The organism is Brenneria sp. L3-3C-1 (assembly GCF_016456245.1).
In the GTDB taxonomy this organism is placed as follows: Bacteria; Pseudomonadota; Gammaproteobacteria; order Enterobacterales; family Enterobacteriaceae; genus Brenneria.
This window is the reverse complement of the sequence record NZ_JAEMHF010000005.1, coordinates 121,911-140,037: the sequence shown is the minus strand read 5'-3', so window position 1 is coordinate 140,037 and position 18,127 is coordinate 121,911. Positions and strand designations below refer to the sequence as shown.

At 55.0% G+C, this 18,127-nt stretch carries 15 protein-coding genes and 3 tRNA genes; 4 read left to right on the top strand and 14 right to left on the bottom strand.

All coding sequences use genetic code 11. The annotated features are described in order from the left end of the window. Positions 1-41: 41 nt before the first annotated feature. Positions 42-689, bottom strand: a complete 648-nt coding sequence (locus tag JG725_RS12365) for a hemolysin III family protein (RefSeq protein WP_172290111.1) — start codon at positions 687-689, stop codon at positions 42-44. Between the two features lie 305 nt (positions 690-994). On the opposite strand from JG725_RS12365, the gene JG725_RS12360 reads away from it, so the two are divergent. Next, complete coding sequence (locus JG725_RS12360; protein WP_172290112.1) at positions 995-1,603, top strand: HD family hydrolase; 609 nt, start codon at positions 995-997, stop codon at positions 1,601-1,603. A 110-nt stretch (positions 1,604-1,713) separates the two neighbouring features. Here JG725_RS12360 and JG725_RS12355 read toward each other — a convergent pair whose 3' ends face one another. From JG725_RS12355 to budA, 8 genes are all read right to left on the bottom strand, one after another. Then, entirely contained in the window at positions 1,714-2,841 is a 1,128-nt protein-coding gene (locus tag JG725_RS12355) for a YopT-type cysteine protease domain-containing protein (RefSeq protein ID WP_199378217.1), read from the bottom strand. A 303-nt stretch (positions 2,842-3,144) separates the two neighbouring features. Beyond that, positions 3,145-6,015 (bottom strand): aminomethyl-transferring glycine dehydrogenase, encoded by a 2,871-nt coding sequence (gene gcvP, locus JG725_RS12350; RefSeq protein WP_199378215.1) that lies wholly within the window; start codon positions 6,013-6,015, stop codon positions 3,145-3,147. A 123-nt stretch (positions 6,016-6,138) separates the two neighbouring features. After that, positions 6,139-6,531: a glycine cleavage system protein GcvH gene (gene gcvH, locus JG725_RS12345; RefSeq protein WP_172290115.1), complete on the bottom strand. Its 393-nt coding sequence runs from the start codon at positions 6,529-6,531 to the stop codon at positions 6,139-6,141. Positions 6,532-6,575: 44 nt separating this feature from the next. Beyond that, the gene (gene gcvT / locus JG725_RS12340; RefSeq protein ID WP_199378213.1) at positions 6,576-7,694 is read right to left on the bottom strand and encodes a glycine cleavage system aminomethyltransferase GcvT; all 1,119 of its coding nucleotides are present in this window, start codon (positions 7,692-7,694) and stop codon (positions 6,576-6,578) included. Between the two features lie 347 nt (positions 7,695-8,041). After that, a complete protein-coding gene (locus JG725_RS12335; protein ID WP_199378211.1) occupies positions 8,042-9,508 on the bottom strand; it encodes a carboxylesterase in 1,467 nt (488 codons plus the stop codon). Between the two features lie 91 nt (positions 9,509-9,599). After that, positions 9,600-10,388: a siderophore-iron reductase FhuF gene (gene fhuF, locus JG725_RS12330; RefSeq protein WP_172290118.1), complete on the bottom strand. Its 789-nt coding sequence runs from the start codon at positions 10,386-10,388 to the stop codon at positions 9,600-9,602. Between the two features lie 163 nt (positions 10,389-10,551). Further along, the gene (gene alsS / locus JG725_RS12325; RefSeq protein ID WP_172290119.1) at positions 10,552-12,231 is read right to left on the bottom strand and encodes an acetolactate synthase AlsS; all 1,680 of its coding nucleotides are present in this window, start codon (positions 12,229-12,231) and stop codon (positions 10,552-10,554) included. A 49-nt stretch (positions 12,232-12,280) separates the two neighbouring features. Then, complete coding sequence (gene budA, locus JG725_RS12320; RefSeq protein WP_199378209.1) at positions 12,281-13,063, bottom strand: acetolactate decarboxylase; 783 nt, start codon at positions 13,061-13,063, stop codon at positions 12,281-12,283. 130 nt (positions 13,064-13,193) lie between these two features. On the opposite strand from budA, the gene JG725_RS12315 reads away from it, so the two are divergent. Together JG725_RS12315 and JG725_RS12310 are read left to right on the top strand one after the other, a co-directional pair. Further along, the gene (locus JG725_RS12315) at positions 13,194-14,087 is read left to right on the top strand and encodes a LysR family transcriptional regulator (RefSeq protein ID WP_172290121.1); all 894 of its coding nucleotides are present in this window, start codon (positions 13,194-13,196) and stop codon (positions 14,085-14,087) included. A gap of 110 nt (positions 14,088-14,197) precedes the next feature. Next, positions 14,198-14,488, top strand: coding sequence for a DUF1435 domain-containing protein (locus tag JG725_RS12310; RefSeq protein WP_199378207.1), 291 nt, complete (start codon positions 14,198-14,200; stop codon positions 14,486-14,488). Between the two features lie 25 nt (positions 14,489-14,513). Here the strand turns inward: JG725_RS12310 and JG725_RS12305 are convergent. From JG725_RS12305 to JG725_RS12290, 4 genes are all read right to left on the bottom strand, one after another. Then, positions 14,514-14,600 (bottom strand) — tRNA-Leu (locus tag JG725_RS12305). Between the two features lie 47 nt (positions 14,601-14,647). Then, positions 14,648-14,734: transfer RNA gene (locus tag JG725_RS12300), tRNA-Leu, on the bottom strand. Positions 14,735-14,786: 52 nt separating this feature from the next. After that, positions 14,787-14,873 (bottom strand) — tRNA-Leu (locus JG725_RS12295). Between the two features lie 116 nt (positions 14,874-14,989). After that, on the bottom strand, positions 14,990-15,892 hold the full coding sequence (locus JG725_RS12290; RefSeq protein WP_199378205.1) for a LysR family transcriptional regulator: 903 nt from the start codon (positions 15,890-15,892) through the stop codon (positions 14,990-14,992). A gap of 118 nt (positions 15,893-16,010) precedes the next feature. On the opposite strand from JG725_RS12290, the gene JG725_RS12285 reads away from it, so the two are divergent. After that, complete coding sequence (locus tag JG725_RS12285) at positions 16,011-17,009, top strand: aldo/keto reductase (protein WP_199378203.1); 999 nt, start codon at positions 16,011-16,013, stop codon at positions 17,007-17,009. On the opposite strand, the gene rsmC is transcribed toward JG725_RS12285, so the two are convergent. Further along, positions 17,006-18,049, bottom strand: coding sequence for a 16S rRNA (guanine(1207)-N(2))-methyltransferase RsmC (rsmC, locus tag JG725_RS12280; protein WP_199378201.1), 1,044 nt, complete (start codon positions 18,047-18,049; stop codon positions 17,006-17,008). The genes JG725_RS12285 and rsmC overlap by 4 nt on opposite strands. Between the last annotated feature and the right edge of the window lie 78 nt (positions 18,050-18,127).

Below are 18,127 nucleotides of genomic sequence, written 5' to 3'. Positions count from 1 at the left end.
AGCCTCGGATGCCTGCTGCCGCAGGCATCGCTATTTCCGCGCTACACGTACAGGTAAATTGCCAAAAAATGGCAAACGCTGCCGCCCAGCACAAAACCGTGCCAGATGGCGTGGTTGTAGGGAATGCGCTGGCTGGCATAAAAAATCACCCCCAACGTATAAATGACGCCGCCTATCGCCAGCAGCGTCACGCCGCCGATGGACAGCGTCATAACCAGTTGATAAATCACCACTAACGACAGCCAGCCCATCGCCAGATAGGTAATCAGCGACAGCACTTCAAACCGATGCGCGAACGCCAGTTTAAAGATCACCCCCGCCAGCGCCATACTCCAGATCACCACCATCAGCCCGCGGGCCAGCGGCGAATCAAGCCCCACCAGCAGGAAAGGCGTATAAGTACCGGCAATCAGCACGTAAATCGCACAGTGATCAAACTTCTTCAGCCAGGGTTTGGCGCGCGGCGAAGGAATCGCGTGATACAACGTTGAAGCCAGAAACAACAGAATAATGCTTCCGCCGTACAGGCTATAGCTGGTGATGGCGACGCTATCCGCGCCATTGTTCACCGCCTGCACCAACAGCAGAACCAGACCGACAATACCGAAAACCAGGCCGATTCCATGACTGATGCTGTTGGCGATTTCCTCCGCCAGTGAATACCCTGATTCCCACAAATTCTTTGACATGTTTACCTTAATGAGCAGTAGCGCAGGCTATCGAAGCGCAATAAGCCGACGGTTAACGAACGCATTGGTATAACCTTTGAGCAGATTAACTGAGAATAGTTTCAGTGTACACGTGTAAGCTAAAATAATTATTATTACCCTCCTACGCAATTTTTAACGTAATCAAGCGTATAAATTTCCGATCGCTTCCCCTACAATTATCGGCTTCGATGTACGCTGTACGCACGTTTTCGCGATGCCATCCTTCTTTACCGGTTATCAGGCTTTGATGATGGCTGGCTTTTCACTACCAAGAGGTTGTTCTGATGTCGTTTGCTTCACCTGTTCTGGATTTCGGTTCATTGACTGAGGTGGTCGATTTTCTGATGGAAATCGACAAGTTGAAAAGCGTACAGCGCCGCTCAAAAATTATTGGCAGCCCGCGCCATGAGGACTCCGCCGAGCATAGCTGGCATTTTGCCGTCGCCGCCATGAGCCTGGCGCCCTATGCCGGAAAAGAGGTCGATATTAATCGCGTGATTCAAATGGCGCTGGTTCACGATATCGTCGAGATCGATGCCGGCGACGTGATGGTTTACGATCTCTCCGCCCGACTGGCGGTGCACGTCCAAGAAGTGGCCGCCGCGGCGCGTATTTTCGGTTTGTTACCCGAACCGCAACGGCAGAAATTTCACGATCTGTGGCTGGAATATGAAGCGGGCGAAACCGCCAATGCCCGCTTTGCTCTGATGATCGACCGCATCATGCCGGTGCTGATGAATTTACACAATCAGGGTCAAAGCTGGGTGGAAAACGGCATTCGGCTGGATCAGGTATTAGGCCGCACCGAGTTTATCGCCGGCGTTCATCCCGAGCTGTGGCAACATCTGAAACAACATCTGGAAGCCGCGCAGGACAAAGGCTGGCTGCTTTAGTACCTAGGCTGCTAACACATCCGTACTGACTTCGGCCGTATCCGTTATCCGTCCCCAGCGCTCACGCAATCTTGTCGGACGCGCTGGAGAAATGGCCGAACGGCAGTAATCTAGGGGTGAACGGGAACCACCGTAACGTCGGGAATAGGAAAATTCATCGAGTTATCGCCAATAATAGCCCGCATCACGGTGGGTATTTCAGATCTTCTGACCCTGAATTCGCCGATATTAGGATCAAACAATGCGATCCTATTACCATGCGCATGCGTAGCGACCACATGTTTGCTGGCGGAACAGTCGTCTGGCCGATCCAACCAAATAAAATTTGAACTGCCTTGGCGACTCAGCGCTTCGGCAAGCTCGCTCATTGCGCTTTCTTCATCTTCTGTTATATCAATTACACGGTTATCGCCAGAGCCGGGATTGATGCCTATGGCTCTAATCGTTTGAAAAAACGGATCCTCAACGGCGTAGGAACTTTGATTGGCGGCATGGACTCTATCCGCATAATCCTGTTGCTGCGCAATCACATCAGGGGTGGCGTTATCAAGAAAATCCATCCGTGAAGACGCATCATTTGAGGGATGAGCGGCAATCTGTTTTAACCACTGCGCGCTATAGATAACGCAAGCGCCGGGATGCCCATCTTCTACACGATCCAGCGCTTCGCTCTGGTCAAAAGCCGCCGCTCGGTAAGATGACCAAGCCGCGCTCCCCCCAAAAGAATAGCTATTATGTTCATCGACCCGGGGCTGTGATGAACATAAGCCGCGTATTACAGCGAAAGTACCGAGCGTCATCGGCAGAATCGGCGCGCGCTTACCCTTCCCCTGCATGTCGTTCTGCGTTACGGCAAACCGTTCGGGAGAAAGACGATTATTCGGCTTAATGGTAAGTCGTTGTTTAACCAGGGCCTCGGCCTTCTCCGATCTCTCAGGTAGCGTTTTAATTTCATTCTGGATTGCCGATTTCAAAAGGCTGAGAGCCTGTTTCTCTATTTTTAGATCGCTCGCTACGTCTAATTTTTCCAGATATTTTTGCGCACGGGTTTTATCCGTAAACCGCTGTGCGGCAACATACGTTCGCGCTTCGTCCAATGTTCTTATCCCAATCTCTTTTTTCTCCGGCGCTTTACCCACTCTCTGGACGTAGGTGGAAAAGTCAGGCGCTTGTCGATTCCTTATTCCATTCACGCTATACGCTCCCTGTTTATTAATGCGAAAGATAAACGCGATCATTCATACGACCTATCAGCGACGAGGCAGGCGCTGACGCTCGCGTCATATTCAGGATGCGATGAAAAATCCGCGGACCAATCACATCATGGCGTTTTCAGGATAAAGCTCAGCGATCAGACCCAGACCATGAGTTAAGTGGTCTAAAACCCTTATACGGTTCCATCAATCTTTCCAATCATGGCGTATGACAACGGTTCAGAGCTACAGAGGCCCAGACTTGCAGAAAGTTTGAATAATGTTAATACGGCCAGTATGGCGATCGGCCCGCCGGATAACCGACGGGCCGATGCTCAGGGAAAAGGATTACTGATAATCCGCCAGCGGTACGCAGGAACAGAACAGATTGCGGTCGCCGTAGACATCATCGAGGCGTTTTACCGTCGGCCAGAATTTATTTTCGCTGCCCGCCGGAAACACCGCCAGCTCACGGCTGTAGGGATGCGACCACTCGCCGACCAGTTCCGCCTGCGTATGGGGAGCATTGACCAGCGGATTGTCCGCCAGCGGCCATTCGCCGCTCGCCACGCGATCGATTTCGGCCCGAATCGACAGCATGGCGTCAATAAACCGATCCAGCTCCGCCTGACTTTCTGATTCAGTCGGTTCCACCATCAAGGTGCCGGCCACCGGGAACGACATCGTAGGGGCATGGAAACCGTAGTCAATCAAACGCTTGGCGATATCCATTTCGCTGATGCCGCTGCGCTCTTTCAGCGGGCGAATATCCAGAATACATTCATGCGCGACGCGACCGCCCCGCCCGGTATACAGCACCGGATAAGCCGATTGCAGCCGTGCGGCAATATAGTTGGCATTCAGGATCGCCATCTGGCTTGCCTGCTTCAGCCCCTCCGCGCCCATCATGCGGATATACATCCAGCTAATCGGCAAAATGGAGGCGCTGCCGAACGGCGCGGCGGACACCGCCCCCTGCTCCGTCAACATCTCGTCGATTTTCACCACCTTGTGTCCCGGGACAAACGGCGCCAGATGCGCTTTCACGCCAATCGGCCCCATGCCCGGGCCGCCGCCGCCGTGCGGAATACAGAAGGTTTTATGCAAATTGAGATGGGAAACATCCGCGCCGATATACCCCGGCGTGGTGATCCCGACCTGCGCGTTCATGTTGGCGCCGTCCAGATACACCTGGCCGCCGAACTGATGCACGATCTGGCACACTTCACGGATGGTTTCTTCATATACCCCGTGAGTTGACGGATAAGTCACCATGATGCAGGCCAGGCGTTCTCCCGCCGACTGCGCTTTTTCCCGCAGATCGTGCAGATCGATATTGCCATGCTTGTCGCAGGCCACCACCACCACGCTCATTCCCGCCATCTGCGCCGACGCCGGGTTGGTGCCGTGCGCGGAACTGGGGATCAGGCAGATATCGCGGGCTTCGTTACGGCTTGCATGATAGCGGCGGATCGCCAGCAGTCCGGCGTACTCGCCCTGGGCGCCGGAGTTCGGCTGCATGCACACCGCATCATAACCGGTCAGTTGTACCAGCCAGCCGGCAAGCTGCTCGATCATCTGCCGATAGCCAAGCGCCTGCTCAGGCGGGCAGAACGGATGCAGTTCGGCAAATTCCGGCCAGGTAATCGGCAACATTTCAGCGGCGGCGTTGAGCTTCATGGTGCAGGAGCCCAGCGGGATCATCGCCTGATTGAGCGCCAGATCCTTGCGCTCCAGACGATGCAGATAGCGCATCATCTCGGTTTCGCTGTGATAGCGGTTGAACACCGGATGGGAAAGAATGGCGTCATCACGTTGCAACGCGGCGGGAATGGACGCGGCCTGCTGGTTGACCGCCGCATCCAGCGTATCGATATCCAGACCGTTGGCATAGCCCAGCAGTACCGTAAACAAGGTCAGTACGTCTTCCCGAGTGGTGGCCTCATCCAGCGTCACCCCGACCGCGCCGTCAAGATCGCCGCGAAGGTTGATGCCAAAGCTCAATGCCCGGCTCAGCACCGCGGCCTTGTCTTCCACCTCGACGGTTAACGTGTCAAACCACGCCTGATGGCGCAACGTCAACCCGCCCTGACGTAAGCCGAGCGCCAGAATATCCGTCAAACGGTGGATACGCCCGGCAATGCGTTTCAACCCTTCCGGGCCGTGGAACACCGCATACAGGCTGGCGATATTGGCCAATAGCACCTGTGAGGTACAGATATTGGAGTTGGCCTTTTCACGGCGGATATGCTGCTCGCGGGTTTGCATCGCCATACGCAGCGCGGTATTGCCCGCCGCATCGCGCGACACGCCGATAATCCGCCCCGGCATGGCGCGTTTGTGTTCGTCGCGACAGGCGAAGAACGCCGCATGCGGCCCGCCGTAGCCCATCGGCACCCCAAAGCGCTGCGCGGAGCCGAAGACGATATCCGCGCCCTGTTTGCCCGGCGCGGTCAACAGCACCAGCGCCATGATATCGGCGGCCACACAGCTTATGACCTTACGTTGTTTCAATTCGGCCATCAGCGCGCCGTAGTCATGCAGCTCACCGGTCGTTCCGGTCTGTTGCAACAGCACGCCGAATATGCTGTCGTCCGTCAGCGCGGCTTGCGCGTTGCCGACCACCACCTCAAAACCGAACGTCTGCGCCCGGGTGCGCACCACATCCAGCGTTTGCGGGTGAACATCCTCCGCGACCAGAAAACGATCGGCCTGTTTCAGCTTGCTGATGCGTTTCGCCATCGCCATCGCTTCGGCGGCGGCGGTTGCTTCATCCAGCAACGAGGCGGAGGCCAGTTCCAAACCGGTTAAGTCCTGCGTCACCTGCTGAAAATTGAGTAATGCTTCCAGACGTCCCTGAGAAACTTCCGGCTGATACGGCGTATAGGCCGTGTACCAACCCGGATTTTCCAGCACGTTGCGTAAAATCACCGGCGGCGTCAGCACCGCGCTATAGCCCATGCCGATGTAGCTTTTGTAGCGCTGATTATGGCTGGCAATGGCTTTCAACTCAGCCAACGCCTGATGTTCCGTCGTCGCTTCACCAACCGCCGGCGGGCCGGGTAACTGAATATCAGCCGGCACAATCTGCTGGATCAACGCATCGAGAGAATCCGCGCCGACCACCGACAGCATGTGCCGCTGCTGGCCGGCGGAGGGGCCGATATGACGTTCAACGAAAGCGCCGTTATGTTCAAGTTGACTGAGAGTCTGGGTCATTACGAAAATTTCCTGCATCAGACATTCTCCGCATAGCACAGGCTGCATAACGCAGTGACTGTCCGACACAGAGCGAGGAACAAAATAAAACGCCCCGGCTCAGCAGAGTCCAGGGCGCGGTCATTATTCGTCTTCTTCCAGCGTGGCCTGATATCCCTCGGCATCAAGCAGCTCATTCAAGTCGGATTCGTCGGACGAACGGATACGGAACAGCCAGCCATCGGTATAGGGCGCGCTGTTAACCAGTTCAGGGGCGTTTTCCAACTCTTCATTGACTTCGATAATTTCGCCGCTGATCGGCGCATAAATATCGGAAGCCGCCTTGACCGACTCGGCCACGGCGCAGTCATCGCCGGCGGAGACGATAGTGCCCACCTCCGGCAAATCGATAAACACCATGTCGCCCAATAATTCCTGCGCGTGTTCGGTAATACCCACGCTATAAATCCCGTCGCCTTCAAATAGCACCCACTCATGCGAAGCGGTATATTTTAACTCTGCTGGGACATCGCTCATTGCCACCTTCTCCTTTCACAATACGGTTAAAACCGAATGGGTCATTAATACTGAACAATAGGTTTTCCGGCACGAACAAAACCGGGTTTGGTGACATGCACGGGGAGTTCACGGTTGCGGATCTGGACGATCGCCTGTTCACCGATACCCGCCGGAACGCGCGCCAGCGCAATGCTCAGGCCAAGCGTAGGCGAAAACGATCCGCTGGTAATGACACCTTCCCGCATCACACCCTCGTTATCAGTAAAGCGTACCGGCAAATCATTGCGCAATACCCCTTTTTCCGTCATCACCAGCCCGACCAGTTGCTCAGTCCCCTTTTCACGCTGACGTTCCAGCGCTTCGCGGCCGATGAACTGGCGATCCTTCGGCTGCCAGGCGATGGTCCAGCCCATATTGGCGGCCAGCGGCGAAATGCCTTCACTCATATCCTGGCCGTAAAGATTCATCCCGGCTTCCAGCCGCAGCGTGTCGCGCGCGCCTAATCCACAGGGCTTGACGCCCACGGACAAAAGCTGTTGCCAGAAGCTCACCGCCTGTTCCTGCGGCAGTGCGATTTCATAGCCCGCTTCGCCAGTATAGCCAGTCGTGGCAATAAAAAGGTCATTGGCCTGCACGCCGAAAAATGGCTTCATAGCGGCAATCTGTTCAATCTGCGCCTCACTTAGCCGCTGATGTTCTTTCAGCAAAGAGCGTACCTTTTGCTGCGCGTTCGGCCCCTGAACGGCAATTAACGCCAGATCGTCACGCTCGCGGATGTCGATGGTGAAAGGCTCGGCGTGCCGGACGATCCAGGCCAGATCGTTGTCGCGGGTTGCCGAGTTGACCACCAGCCGGAAATAATCCTCCGCCATGAAATACACGATCAGATCGTCGATAACGCCGCCGGAGGCATTCAGCATACCGCTATAGAGCGCTTTGCCTGGCTGAGTGAGCTTTGCCACATCGTTCGCCAGCAGATAGCGCAGAAATTCGCGGGTTCGGGCGCCGTGTAAATCCACAATCGTCATATGAGACACATCGAACATGCCGGCATCACGACGAACAATGTGATGCTCATCAAGCTGGGAGCCATAATGCAGCGGCATCATCCAGCCGTGGAAATCAACCATCTTGGCACCGTCTGTCAGGTGCTGCTGATACAACGGGGTGTGCTTTGCCATTTTTTCCCTCGATTCGGAGCATTGCGTTCCGGCGATAACCACCACGCAAACGATTTCTTACTGGTGAACTTACCACCGAAGCACGGTTGAAACTATCCCTTCAGTCATAAGTTAAACTATATGGGAAACACCTCAACACCTGGGTTATGGCGCGATAAAAAACAGATTAATAAACCAATAAATTGGAAATAATCAATACAAACACAATAAAAACCGGATAAAAAATAAAATTATTGATATGAAAAATAGAACCATCCGTCACTTTAGACAGTTAAAAAAAACCATACCCATTACTAAAATTAATGCGAAAATTTCACCAAAATTAGATTATTTCAATCGAAACGCCGCTACTGCGGCATTTTCCCGTCGATACGCTGCATCAGATAAGGAAAAAACGGGTTGGACGATAAACGCAGCAGCGTATCCAGATCCACCACCAGCACCGAACGTTCCCCCCGCGCCGCGATCATGCCCAGCGGCAGGCCAAACTCGCTGGGATTCTGCGAAAAACGACCATACAGAGAATCCGTATCCGGGAAAGGCAAAGCGACGTGCGAGAGAGAGTAAACATCCTGCGGGTAGTCAATGCCCAACTCACGGGATTGCTCCTGTCCCGTCCCGGCTTTGACATCAAGCGCAATGGCATGGGCGCTGTCCGGCGCGGCATTGGTGATCACCGTAGTGTCATAATGGCGCGGCGGCGCCGGCAGCAACTGACTGAGCGCGCCATTTGCCGAATCTCGCAGCAACGGGCCAAAATTGATCGTGCGGTTCACGTCAAACAGCACCAGTTGGCTGCCGTTGGCGGGTAAGAGATTGTAAAACGATGAAATCACCGCCCGGGTGCTGACGGTAAAATCCATCACCGACTGAAACGTCAGCACCGGAGGCAAGTGTTCCAGCATATGGTTTTGCGCTTTACGGGTTAGCTGACGCTGCAACTCATGGGTCAACAGCCAGGACTGCCGGGCGCCGTTAACCGGAAACGAGTTATATTTGAAAGGGTTAAACTCCGGCAAAATGCTTAGCCACGCCGACTTGGCAAACGCCGGGAAGACCGCGGGCAACCCCGCCAGCCCGGCAAAGCGGGCGTAACGGGTGACGCCAATCATCGGCGAAATCAGTATCAGTTGGTCGGGGCGGGACAGCGTTGGATCGTCCAGCGTATCCAACGCATATTTCAACGCCAGCGCCCCACCGTTGGAGAACCCCACAAGATGCAGCGGTAATGCGCCCGCTGACGTATACGTAAGATGCCGGTTCGCTTCGCGCACCGCCAGACGGGTTGCCGCCAGCCAGTCCTGCCAGCGGACGTCCGTCAGAGCGCCGGGCACCGTACCGTGCGCCGGCAGACGAATGCCGACGACCACAAATCCGCGCTGGCGATAGCGCTCGGCAATATGCCGCAGGCTATAAGGAGAATCCGTCAGCCCATGCAACAGCACCACCGCGCCTTTTGGCGCGCCGTCCGGCATCAATTCATAAGAACGGTTCCAGTCATGCTGAAACCTGCCCGGATAAACCGGGCTGCCGGAAAAATAACGGTTAATCGGCCGTTGTTCATCGTCATCCAGTTCCTGAGTCACATGCTGATTGATTTGCTGGAAAAGCGTCTCTTCGGTGCGCAGGTAAGCTGCCCAGTCAGCCCGGTCAAGCTCCTCCGCCGACAGTTCATCCGGCGCAAACGTATGCCACGGCGCCAGCGCCGGCCCACGTTGCGTGTCATAAATACGGATAGCCAGCAGCGTCACCGCCACCACGCCCAAAATAATGGCAATACGTTTGATTATCCGCCTGACGGATCTTATCAGCATGTTAATTTCCCTGTCGGTTTGCCGTTTTACCGCCTGTTTTCAGTGCGGCCCGCACCACTGAAAGAGTAAACCATCCACGCCGCGGAAGGTATTAAACCTTATTCAGCGTACAGTCCTGACAACGCATGACGCCTGGAATACGGTAGCGCTGGCAACAGCTGCGGCGTTGAATGATGCCGCTACGGGGAATAACCGTGCGATAGAGGGGATTTTCGCCGCCATCCAGTAGTGAACGGGAAAAGAACAGATCGTTGCTCAGGCGGGTAAGTTCATCTTGCGGCATCAGCGCCTTCATTTCGCCCAGAAACCAGTACATCAGATAGCCGGTATTGTTCCAGGCGAGTCTGGCATTCAGCTCACCGAAGCTGTCCAGCGTATTAATCACCGGGGCAATATGTTGATGCAGCAGCCTCTCCAGCCGCGCTCGCGGCGAGTCGCCGGCCGATGCGGACGGCAGCGCCCGCGTCGCAATATAAAACGTCGCCGGGTGTCCTTTGTGATGAAAACCGACATGTATCTGATTCGGCGAACAATCCAGTACGGCAGCGTGTTTGAGCAATACCAACATCAAGGGCGGCACCAGCAGCCCGAAGTACCACTGCGCCCATAGCGATTGCAGCGGTTTTCCCTCGCGCTGGCTATCCGGATAGTCCCGATACAGATCATCGCCATAGCGCTGAACCAACGGATTAAATACCGCGGGCTGAGACCACTCGGCAAGGGGCATACTGCCCGCCGGGGGAGGTTCGCCGAATTTAACGCTATCGAGGCAATGAGGTCGATGCTGCCGCAGCAAGTCGCTTAACTCAGCGGCCAGCGCCCGGTCGCCGCCGGAAAACGCCGGCGGCTCAACGGTGCTGACGATATTTTTGGTCGGCATAAGGCAGATTCCGCTAGGCATCCGAATAAACCGGAAACGAAATGATAACCATTGCCAATAGTATCCACGTTTATCACCAATGACAAACCGTGCGCATGCGGTGATGGCTTCCCCGATCGCGATCCGCCTGGGCCGCCGGCGTCAAAAGCACGCCAGACAGACGCTAGATAAGCTGACTGATATTCAGATCCTCCATCAGACGCTGGTTGTCCGAATAATCCACCGGAATGGCGATCACCGCCGGCCCTTGAACATCCATCGCCTGCCGCAGCTTACTGACCAGTTCGTCTTCCGATTCGACCGCAAACCCTTTGGCGCCGAACGCTTCTGCATACGCTTTAAAATCGATCGGGCCGAATTTGACCCCGGAAGAACGGTGATATTTTTTCTCTTCCTGCATCTCAACCATGTTATAGGCATTATCCACCCAGATAATGTGCAACAGATTGCTCTTCAGGCGTATCGCCGTTTCAAGCTCCATGCTGGACTGCATAAAACCGCCGTCGCCTGAAACCGAAATCACTTTCTGACCGGGATGGATCAGCGAGCTGGCGATAGCCCAGGGCAAGGCCACTCCCATGGTTTGCTGGCCATTGGTCATCAGCACCTGCCGCGCCCGGAAGCTGTACAGATAGCGCGCCAGCCAGATATGGAAGCTGCCCATGTCGACGCACAGCGTAACGTCATTATTGACGATATCCTGCATCGCCCTGACCAGCCGCAGAGGATGAATGGCAAATCCGCGCATATTCATGCCGCGTGTCGCCAGATCGTGACGTTGCTGGCAGCGGTCGCGCAAAATAGCCTGCGTTTGCGACGAAAGCGTTAGCGGCGCATGGATGCAGGCGGTCAGCTTATCAATGGTCGGCTCGATATCGCCGACCAGCTCCACATCGGGAAGATAGGCGCTGTCGATATTGGCGGGCAGCACATCGATATGCACCAACGCCGACTTACCGCTGTTCCACAATGCCGGATCATATTCCACCGGACTGTAACCGACCGTGACGATCAGGTCGGCCTGTTGCAACAGCTTATCGCCGGCCTGATTGTTGAACAGACCGACACGCCCGGCGAAATGGTCAAAATGCTGCTGATCGACCGCGCCGGCGGCCTGATAGGTGCTGGTTACCGGCAGCTTGCTTTTATGCAACAAGCGGCGCAATGCCTCGGCGGTTTTAGGCTGGCTGGCCATTAGCCCCAGCAGCAAAATAGGATTTTTAGCCTGTTGGATCATCCGCGCGACCTTCTCGATGTCGGCATAAGGCGCACTGTTCAACGCGGGGATATTCGGACGCACCAGTACGGCGCTGGTCACCGGCTCATTAATGATATCCTGGGGCAAGCTGATGAAAGATGCGCCAGGATGCCCCATCTCCGCAGTCCGGAATGCATTCGCCAGCACTTCGGAAATCGCCGATGACGCCCTGACTTCGGCGCTGAACTTGGTGACCGGCTGAAACAGGCTGACGGTGTCCAGGCTCTGGTGCGTCAGCTTAAGGCTTTCGGATCGTTTGACCGCCCCGCCGATGGCCACCACCGGATCGCCTTCCGACGTCGCCGTCGCCAGGCCGGTAACCAGATTGCAGCAGCCCGGCCCGGAAGTCACCAGCGTCACGCCGGCTTTTCCGGTCAATCGTCCGATCGCCGCCGCCATAAAAGCGCCGTTGGCTTCATGCCGTACCGGGATCGTTTCAATTGGCGAGTCTTCCAACGCATCAAAAACGCGATCGATTTTCGCGCCCGGAATACCAAATACGTATTTCACACCCTGCTGTTCCAGATGTTTTACAACCAGGGATGCCCCACAGTTCCAGCTCTGCCGGCCTGTTGAATTTTCCATTGTCTTATTCCTCAGAAATGATTCGTGATCTGTCTTATTTAATCTGTGTTCAGCTTTCCACCGACTGGATGGCACTGTCGAGGTTGTCAGGTGACAGATCGGCACTGAGAAAATCACGATCTTGCGGCAAATCGATAATCAGTTTGGAGATGACCCCAAATGTCAAAACCCCGCTTTCCATTTCATAATCAAGGATATGTCCGCCGCCTTTGCGGTCGTCGGTAATAAAATGCTCGTGATAGCCGGCAACGTTGATGCCCTGCGTATAGGTCGGACTGCGAAAACCAATCACGCTTCCCTGACAATCGTCAAAATGGAACGTCGGCTGCTGGGCAATCGCCTCCAGCATCGGTTTATAAGGACGCTGCTGACGCGGCACGGTACGAGTTTCAACGTAATGAAAATGACCATCGATTCTCAGAGCGCAAAACAGGTTATCCGTACCGATAAGCTTGTCGATTTTCTGATGGAGGCCGTTGCGGGTAATCGTGCTGTCGAAGCGCACTTCTTCTGTCGGACGGAAAAACGTCATGACCGCGAAAGGCGTCTTTTGATGCGGCAGGGCGTTACGCGCGCTGCCATCGGAACGCAACTGAAAAATTCGGCTGTTGAAAGCCACCAGTTCTCCATCCAGGTTGTTAAACGTTCCTAATCCAAAATCTCCGTGCTCCAATAATTCCTTCATCGTCCGGCTGCCTTCGTATACGCCATTTATTAGCCCACTCATTAGTGAGGTTTGATAAATAACGCAGTCAGAATGGTGCTTTTGATGAGCAATCGCATACGATGCGATCTCTTCAGCACAGGAATCGACGTTAATGTCTTCTTTCATATATCTTCTCTTCCGACGAGTTATTACTTAAATTTTTTTAATCCTTGTATAAAGATTGACGCGGACACGGGCAAAGTTCCAATATACAAATATCGTTATTTCAAGATCTAAAAAATATGGAGTTATCCCCATGGAGCTTCGCTACCTGCGCTATTTTGTTGCCGTCGCCACTGCCCGGCATTTCACTCGGGCGGCAGAAAACCTGGGCATATCGCAACCCCCGCTGAGTCAGCAAATCAAGAAGCTGGAACATGAGATAGGGACGCCGTTATTCAAAAGGCTCACGCGCGGCGTGGAAATGACGGAAGCGGGGGAAGCGTTGTATACGGATGCCTGTCAGCTCCTGAAGCTCTCGGACGCCGCCATCGACAGAGCAAGAAGCATCGCCAGGGGGGAAGAAGGCAGCTTCAACATCGGTTTCTCTTCCTCTTCATCCTTCCATCCCGCGGTACTACGGCTGCTGAATGCTTACCGTCAGCGCTATCCGAACGTGTCATTAAGCCCGCGTGAAGAAAATCCCCCGCTGCTGCTTACTGAACTGCACAACAGAAATCTTGATATCGCCTTTCTTCGTCTGCCATGCAATATCGGCAGCGAATTCAATAGCGAGGTACTGGCGGAAGAATCAATGGAATTGGTGCTGCCCGCCGATCATCCCCTGCATAACAAGCAGAGCGTCCACCTGAATGAACTGAAGCGGGAGCCGTTGATCATGTCCCCGCGTGAAGTGTGCCCCGGGTTGCACGACATGATCCTTCGCACCTGTTATTTATCCGGATACCAACCCACACTAAGCCAGCCGGCGCCTCAGTTACCCGCCACCATCGGCATGGTGTCGGCAGGTTTTGGCATCACCATCATTCCCCAGTCGCTCTCCTGTATCAAAATGGCGAACGTTTCCTATCATGCGATCAAAGATAGCCAGCTAAGCACCCAGATAATTATGGTATGGCGCCAGCATGAACGCTCGCCGATCATCATGAACATGGTGAAATTGCTGCGCCATCACCTACGGGCGAGCTGACCGATTTCCCCTGCGCATTCCGCCGAGGCCGCCAGCGCCAAAAAGCTGGCAATTGATATAAATTCTTATATGATATTAGTTATCATTATCATTTTTGAGGCGGACATAACATGCTGAGTGCGATGATTACTGCCTGTGGATTGTGGGGCGCCGGTTGGCGTTTGGGCAAACGGTTGTCCAGCGCATGGGGAGTGTTATTGCCCTGCGCCGTCATGCCATTGCTGGCCGTGCTTGATCTGAATCTGACGCATCTGAAAGTGATTATCGCCATCGCGCTGTTGGCGACTTTGGCGATGCTGCTTCATCAGCGTTTACGCCACTATTTGCTGTTGCCGTCCTGCATTGCATTGGCCGGCGGCCTGGCGGCGCTGTCCGTCGTATTTAATTTGACGCAGGGATAATAAAGAAGAAAGATCTTGAGAGGAGTGGTGCGAAGAGAGGGACTTGAACCCTCACGCCCGTTAAGGCACTAACACCTGAAGCTAGCGCGTCTACCAATTCCGCCACCTTCGCACAGGGATAACGCTATATACTTTCACTGCTCAATCTGTACCACGACATGGTGCGAAGAGAGGGACTTGAACCCTCACGTCCGTTAAGACACTAACACCTGAAGCTAGCGCGTCTACCAATTCCGCCACCTTCGCAGGGATGCCATGCAATACAAATGACTACAGCAGTAAAACATTGTGGTGATATTGGTGCGAAGAGAGGGACTTGAACCCTCACGCCCGTTAAGGCACTAACACCTGAAGCTAGCGCGTCTACCAATTCCGCCACCTTCGCAATCCGGCAACATGACGTTACGCAATGCCACCACGGGGGCGAATTCTAGAGGTTTTAACGTCAAGGTCAATGATTATTTCCGCGTAAATGCGGGGTTTGCTGTAAAAATCATCATCTCAGGATGGCAAGGGCCGGGTAAACAGTTCATTCAGCCATTCAATGAATACCCGGATCCGCGGCGCGAGGAATCTTCCCGGCGGATACATCACGTATAACGGCATATCCGGCGGCGGCGTATCCTTAAGGATCTCAACCAGTTCGCCGCTGTTCAGCCAGCGTTGAAGCCCATGGCGCGGCGCCTGAATCAACCCCAATCCCGCCCGACACCCGGCGATATAGGCATCGGCGCCGTTCACCTGCAATTTCCCAGGCAACATTGCGGTGATACGCTCGCCCTGAGACATAAACTCCAGCGGATAGAGCCGCTCGGTGCGCAATGAAAAATAGCCCACGGCCTGATGATGAACCAAATCGTCCAGCGATTGCGGCGTGCCGAATTTAGCAAGATAGTCGGCGGAGGCGCAGGTTATCTGCGACATCGGCGGTAAATGGCGGGTCGCCAGCGAGTCATCCTCGGTCTGCCAGGCCCGCAGCACGCAGTCCACGCCTTCTCGCAACACGTTAATGGCCGCGTCATTGGCGCTCAGCGACAGCGTAATCTGCGGATAACGCTGATAAAAGTCGCTCAGGGCCGGGATCACCACCTCGCGCGCCAGCGAATACGGCATATCCACCCGCACCTTGCCCACCGGCTGTCGCTTGTGCCGAGTGAAAAGCGAATCCGTCTCTTCAATTTCCGCCAGCAGCTGCGTACAGCGTTGGTAATAAATGCGGCCTTCATCGGTGATCTGTACCTGCCGCGTTGTGCGTTGCAGTAAACGCACGCCCAGACGCGCCTCAAGCTGTTTGATGGTATGACTGACCGTCGCCCGCGGCAGCGCCAGCCTTTCCGCCGCACGGCTAAAGCTCCCCAGCTCTACAATACGTACAAAAACCCGCATCGCCTGAATATGATCCATCTTGCCTGACCGATTGTTGTTTATTTTTGAACAGTGTTGCACAAAATGCGTTATTTATCTTTATTCAATAAACAACCACACTTGTCTGACTTTCCATACCAAGTATGAGGACGACACAATGCAACAGCGTCAATTAGGCAAAAACGGCCCAGCGGTTTCAGCTCTCGGACTGGGCTGCATGGGAATGAGCGATTTCTACTCCACGGCACAGGATGAAAAGGAAGCCATTGCCACTCTGCACAGAGCGCTGGAATTGGGCGTCACTCTGCTGGATACCGCGGACATGTACGGCCCGCATACCAATGAATTACTGGTTGGCAAAGCCATTAAAGGCAAGCGGCGGCAGGTTTTCCTTGCCACCAAGTTTGGTATCGTGCGCAACCCGGATAACCACATCGAGCGCGGCGTATGCGGAAAACCGGAATATATTCGTCGCGCCATTGAAGGTAGCCTGCAACGGCTGGGCGTAGAAGAAATCGACCTCTACTATCAACACCGCGTCGACCCTACGGTGCCCATTGAAGAAACCGTCGGTACGCTGGCCGATTTGGTCAAGGAGGGTAAGATTCGCTATATCGGTTTAAGTGAAGCGTCCGCCGCGACGCTGGAGCGCGCGCATCGGGTTCATCCCATTACGGCGTTGCAGAGTGAATATTCGCTGTGGACACGGGACGTGGAAACAACCATTCTGCCCGCCTGTAAACGGCTCGGCGTCGGCTTCGTGCCCTACAGCCCGTTGGGGCGCGGTTTTCTGACCGGCGCGATCCGCAGCCCGGACGATTTGGATGCGGATGATTTCCGCCGCAGCAATCCGCGTTTTTCCAGAGATAACTTCACCAAAAACCTGCGACTGGTGGACAAAGTCAATCAACTGGCGCAAGAGAAAGGCATTGCGCCGTCACAGTTGGCGTTGGCCTGGGTACTGGCGCAAGGTGAGCATATTGTGCCGATTCCAGGCACCAAACGGCGCCGTTATCTGGAAGAGAATATCGCCGCGCTGGACGTCACGCTAACGGCGGAAGAACTGGCGCAAATCGACGCCATCTTTCCGTTCCATGCCGCAGCGGGGGAACGCTACGGCAAAGAAGGCATGGCGGCGATCAATACGGAGAACTAACGGCGGCCTTTGCCGGTGCGCGGCGGGCGGCCCACCGTGGCCTGGTAAACCTTGAAGCGCCCGGTCTGCGCCAGCACTTCATGGCTGCCGAACGCCGCGTCCAACAGATCCGGATAAGGCAGGAACGCATTGGCGACGATGCGCAACTGCCCGCCAATCGGCAAGTGGGACACCGCGCCGCGGATCAGCAGTTCCGCCGCTTGCAGGCTGGTTTGCAAACCATCATGAAACGGCGGATTGGATACGATGAGATCAAAACGGCCGGTAATCTCTGAATAGACATTGCTGGCGATCACTTCGCCTTCCAACTGGTTCGCCGCCAGCGTGGCTTTACTCGACGCCAGCGCCCCGGCGCTGACATCGCTCAGCGTCAGGCGGATTTTAGGCGACTGTTGCGCCAGCATCGCCGCCAGCACGCCTGCGCCGCAGGCGATATCCAGCACCTTGCCTTTCATATGCGGCTCAAAGGTAGACAGCAAAAGCCGGCTGCCCGGATCCAGTCCGTCGCGGCTGAATACCCCGGGCAGCGCTTTCACCGTCACGCCATCCACCACGTACTCATCCCACCAGTCGGCCAGATTGAAAGCGGTTTGTTTTTCAATGCGCCCGTGGTAAAGCCCACAACGCCGGGCGCCGTCGATTTTATTCAACGACACGACATCAGACAGCATATTTTCCGCGCTGCGCACGCCGCTGCGATTTTCACCCACCACAAAGATTTCGGCGCCAACCGGCAGCAGCGACAACAGGTTGGACAGTTGGAACTCCGCTTCCTGTTTGCTTTTCGGCCAGTAATAGATCAGGGTGTCGCAATCCGCCGCCAGCGCGGCATCCGCCAGCAGGCCGTACTGAATATTATCCTCCAGCGTGCGTTTCAGCTGTTGCCAGTGGTGAAACTGCGTGGCGTGGACGCGAACATCGGCCGCGTCGAACTGCGCGGGCAAAGTGTCTTGTAAATCACCGGCAAACAATACCCGGCGGGGGATAAATTCGTCGCTATGGCGCAGTATGACTTCACTGGCTGGGGTTAATGCGGACATCAGGCTGAAGCTCCTTAACAATTGAGCAGGGATTATATACTCTTCATCCCTGAAGTTGCAGCGATGTTGGCGCATGCT

Excerpts from the sequence above, each read along its gene's own strand:
- JG725_RS12365 (WP_172290111.1), bottom strand. The coding sequence starts at position 689 with ATGTCAAAGAATTTGTGGGAATCAGGGTATTCACTGGCGGAGGAAATC.
- JG725_RS12360 (WP_172290112.1), top strand. The coding sequence starts at position 995 with ATGTCGTTTGCTTCACCTGTTCTGGATTTCGGTTCATTGACTGAGGTG.
- JG725_RS12355 (WP_199378217.1), bottom strand. The coding sequence starts at position 2,841 with ATGATCGCGTTTATCTTTCGCATTAATAAACAGGGAGCGTATAGCGTG.
- gcvP (WP_199378215.1), bottom strand. The coding sequence starts at position 6,015 with ATGACCCAGACTCTCAGTCAACTTGAACATAACGGCGCTTTCGTTGAA.
- gcvH (WP_172290115.1), bottom strand. The coding sequence starts at position 6,531 with ATGAGCGATGTCCCAGCAGAGTTAAAATATACCGCTTCGCATGAGTGG.
- gcvT (WP_199378213.1), bottom strand. The coding sequence starts at position 7,694 with ATGGCAAAGCACACCCCGTTGTATCAGCAGCACCTGACAGACGGTGCC.
- JG725_RS12335 (WP_199378211.1), bottom strand. The coding sequence starts at position 9,508 with ATGCTGATAAGATCCGTCAGGCGGATAATCAAACGTATTGCCATTATT.
- fhuF (WP_172290118.1), bottom strand. The coding sequence starts at position 10,388 with ATGCCGACCAAAAATATCGTCAGCACCGTTGAGCCGCCGGCGTTTTCC.
- alsS (WP_172290119.1), bottom strand. The coding sequence starts at position 12,231 with ATGGAAAATTCAACAGGCCGGCAGAGCTGGAACTGTGGGGCATCCCTG.
- budA (WP_199378209.1), bottom strand. The coding sequence starts at position 13,063 with ATGAAAGAAGACATTAACGTCGATTCCTGTGCTGAAGAGATCGCATCG.
- JG725_RS12315 (WP_172290121.1), top strand. The coding sequence starts at position 13,194 with ATGGAGCTTCGCTACCTGCGCTATTTTGTTGCCGTCGCCACTGCCCGG.
- JG725_RS12310 (WP_199378207.1), top strand. The coding sequence starts at position 14,198 with ATGCTGAGTGCGATGATTACTGCCTGTGGATTGTGGGGCGCCGGTTGG.
- JG725_RS12290 (WP_199378205.1), bottom strand. The coding sequence starts at position 15,892 with ATGGATCATATTCAGGCGATGCGGGTTTTTGTACGTATTGTAGAGCTG.
- JG725_RS12285 (WP_199378203.1), top strand. The coding sequence starts at position 16,011 with ATGCAACAGCGTCAATTAGGCAAAAACGGCCCAGCGGTTTCAGCTCTC.
- rsmC (WP_199378201.1), bottom strand. The coding sequence starts at position 18,049 with ATGTCCGCATTAACCCCAGCCAGTGAAGTCATACTGCGCCATAGCGAC.